Genomic DNA, 3,244 nt, shown 5'->3' on the forward strand with positions numbered 1-3,244 from the left:
CCTCGGGGCTGAGCGGGTCGGGCCACTCGGGACCGAAGCCGTCGTCGACGCCGCCCTCGAGCAGCTCCCCGACGATCTGGTCGTGCTCGGCGCCGGTGAGCAGGGTGACGGGTTGCCCGGTATAGGCGCGCACGAGCTGGAACGCCAGCGAGTTCGCGGTGCGCGCGACCGGACCCCGCGTGGTGACGCCGAGGCGCACCGCGACCTCGTCGCGCAACGCCGTGGCCGACGCGCGTGTCGCGCAGAGCACGAGCACCTCGTCGGTGCCGTAGCCGAGCCGTTGCACTCGGTCGGCGACGAGGTCGACGACGAGCCTCGTCTTGCCGCTGCCCGGGGCTCCGAAGACCGCCGCGTGCTCGCCGTCGACGAGGGTCGCGACGGGGTGCAGGAGGGTCGCGGTGCCGGGCATGCCTGAACGGTAACGCGTTCCGCCGACAGTGAACGCGACCGGCCCGGCGCGGCCCGTGTCATAGTGTGTGAGCACAAGCAGAAAGGCGCATCGTGGACGTTCGCATCGGCATCCAGAACTCCCCCCGTGAGATCAGCTTCGAGACCTCGCAGTCGGCGGCGGAGGTGGAGCAGGCCGTCGCGGCGGCCCTCGCCGGGCAGTCCGCGCTCCTGAAGCTCTCCGACAAGAAGGGCGCCGTCTACGTCGTGCCCGCTGCCGCACTCGCCTATGTCGAGATCGGCTCGGAGGAGTCGCGCCACGTCGGATTCGTGGCCTGAGGTGGAGCTGCTCTTCGCGGTGCTCGGCGGCGCGATCCTCGGGCTCGCCGCGCGCTACGCGCTGCCCCGTCGGCACACGTACGGCAGCGCCCTCGCGCCGGCCGTCGGCGCCGGCGTGGCCGCGGTCGTGTGGGTCGCCCTGACCTGGCTCGGCTGGGCATGGGACGGCGGCTGGATCTGGGTCGCGACCCTCGTGGTCGCCGGCCTCGCCTCAGTGGCAGCCGTCTGGCTCATCGGCCCGCGCCGTGAGCGGCAGGACGCCGAGCTGTTCGAGCGGCTGGCCCGCCCGGGTGCGGGCAGCCGCACCGCCTGACGCTGGGCCGTTGACCTGACGCTGGGCCGTTGACCTGGCGCTGGGCCGTTGACGGCACCGGATGCTGCGACGGCACCGACGCCTGACGCTCAGGCCGTGAGGCCCAACGCGTCCATGCGCCGCGTGTGATCGGCGATGAGCTCGGTGAAGACCGGCTCGACCTTCTCGGCTCGGGTGGTGCTCGGCGCCTCCGACGCACGCAGCGCCGACCGAGCGATCAGCAGGGTGTCGCCGACGAGGCTGCGCCCCCAGAGCGCGAGCCGATCGGCCAGCTGGGAGTCGGCGGCGATGGCGTCGCGCAGCTCGGACTCGAGCACGACCGACGCGCCCTCCTCGTCGAGGATCGCCCGCACGCGCGCCCCGAGCTCGGCGGGCAGCCCGCCTGCGAGGCGCGAGAAGTAGCCGTCGAGCATGCCCGCGGTGACATGGATGCCGAGCAGGAGCTCGTACCAGTCGGCACCGGAGCTGATCTGCTGGAAGCGATCGGTCGCCGGTGCGAAGGGCGCCATCACGTCATCGGGCTCCACGCCGAGGCGGCGGATCTCGGCGATGAGCGCGTGGTGCTTGCGCAGGGCGACACCCGCCGCGGCGCTCAGCCCCTCCTTCGCGGGGAGCGTGGGAGCGGTCGCGACGGCTCGCGCGAGGTTCTCGAAGAACTCGAGCTGGATGTAGGCGGCCTGGCCGAGGAAGGGCACCGGCTCGGGCACCAGCTCCGTGAAGTCGACCTTCGCCAGCTCGGTCGGCGTGACGCGGGGACGCAGTCGCGGCGCCTCGGGCCGGAGGCCCCGCCGATTCGTCCTGAACACCACGCGACACAGCCTATCCGAGGCTCTCAGGCACTCTCGGATAGGCTTGGGGTGCACACGGGCGATGGACCCGTGGCCGTGCGCCTCAGGTCGAAGCAGGGCGCACCTCGTTTCCCGCAAGACCGACAGGCAGAATATTGACCACTTTCAGTGACCTCGGCGTCGCGTCCGACATCGTCGACGCCCTCGCCGGGAAGGGCATCATCGATGCCTTCCCCATCCAGGAACAGACCATCCCCCTCGCCCTCGCGGGCCAGGACATCATCGGCCAGGCGAAGACCGGCACGGGCAAGACCTTCGGGTTCGGCCTGCCGATCATCCAGCGCCTCGGCGACGACCCCGAGGGCGGCGTGAAGGCGCTCGTCGTCGTGCCCACGCGCGAGCTGTGCGTGCAGGTGACCGAGGACCTCGAGCTCGCGACCTCGAACCGGCCGACCAAGATCGTCTCGATCTACGGCGGCAAGGCGTACGAAGGCCAGATCGAGCAGCTCAAGGCGGGCGCGCAGATCGTCGTCGGCACCCCCGGTCGCCTCCTCGACCTCGCGTCGCAGCGACTCCTCTCGTTGAAGAACGTGCAGGAGATGGTGCTCGACGAGGCCGACAAGATGCTCGACCTCGGCTTCCTCGCCGACATCGAGAAGCTCATGGCCCAGACGCCGGCCACCCGTCACACGATGCTCTTCTCGGCCACGATGCCCGGACCGATCGTCGCGCTCGCACGCCGCTTCATGCTGCGTCCGATCCACATCCGCGCGACCGACCCCGACGAGGGGCTCACGCAGGCGAACATCAAGCACCTCGTCTACCGGGCGCACTCGCTCGACAAGGACGAGGTCATCTCGCGCATCCTCCAGGCCGACGGCCGCGGCAAGACCGTGATCTTCACCCGCACGAAGCGTGCGGCGGCCAAGCTCGTCGAGGAGCTCAACGACCGGGGCTTCAACGCGGCGGCCGTGCACGGCGACCTCAACCAGGACCAGCGCGAGCGCGCCATGGCCGCCTTCAAGGCCGGTAAGAAGGACGTGCTGATCGCCACGGATGTCGCGGCCCGCGGAATCGACGTCGACGACGTGACCCACGTGATCAACCACACGATCCCCGACGACGACAAGGCGTACCTGCACCGCGTCGGCCGCACGGGCCGCGCCGGCAAGACGGGCATCGCCGTGACGTTCGTCGACTGGGACGACCTGCACAAGTGGGCGCTCATCAACCGCGCCCTCGAGTTCGGACAGCCCGAGCCGACCGAGACGTACTCGTCGAGCCCGCACCTGTACAGCGACCTCGACATCCCGGCGGGCACGAAGGGCCGCCTGAAGCCGGCCGCCACGGTCGCGCCGACGCGCTCCAGCACCGCCGGTCGCAGCGAGGGCCGCGCCGAGGCCGACGCCGAGCGGGC

General features: G+C 71.1%; 5 protein-coding genes. 3 read left to right on the forward strand and 2 right to left on the reverse strand.

The features are described 5' to 3' along the window. The coding region (locus tag AC1DY2_RS17680; protein ID WP_476763599.1) for a UvrD-helicase domain-containing protein at positions 1 to 409 on the reverse strand (409 nt) is incomplete at its 3' end. A 92-nt stretch (positions 410 to 501) separates the two neighbouring features. Between AC1DY2_RS17680 and AC1DY2_RS17685 the strand changes: the two genes are divergently transcribed. Both AC1DY2_RS17685 and AC1DY2_RS17690 read left to right on the forward strand, forming a co-directional pair. Further along, a complete protein-coding gene (locus AC1DY2_RS17685) occupies positions 502 to 726 on the forward strand; it encodes a DUF3107 domain-containing protein (protein WP_309979757.1) in 225 nt (74 codons plus the stop codon). A gap of 1 nt (position 727) precedes the next feature. Continuing rightward, a complete protein-coding gene (locus AC1DY2_RS17690) occupies positions 728 to 1,039 on the forward strand; it encodes a hypothetical protein (protein WP_309979758.1) in 312 nt (103 codons plus the stop codon). Between the two features lie 89 nt (positions 1,040 to 1,128). Here AC1DY2_RS17690 and AC1DY2_RS17695 read toward each other — a convergent pair whose 3' ends face one another. Then, entirely contained in the window at positions 1,129 to 1,848 is a 720-nt protein-coding gene (locus AC1DY2_RS17695) for a ferritin-like fold-containing protein (RefSeq protein WP_476763600.1), read from the reverse strand. A gap of 134 nt (positions 1,849 to 1,982) precedes the next feature. Between AC1DY2_RS17695 and AC1DY2_RS17700 the strand changes: the two genes are divergently transcribed. Next, on the forward strand, positions 1,983 to 3,244 hold a 1,262-nt coding region (locus tag AC1DY2_RS17700; RefSeq protein WP_476763601.1), incomplete at its 3' end, for a DEAD/DEAH box helicase.

The organism is Agromyces sp. P1_H4 (assembly GCF_056405255.1).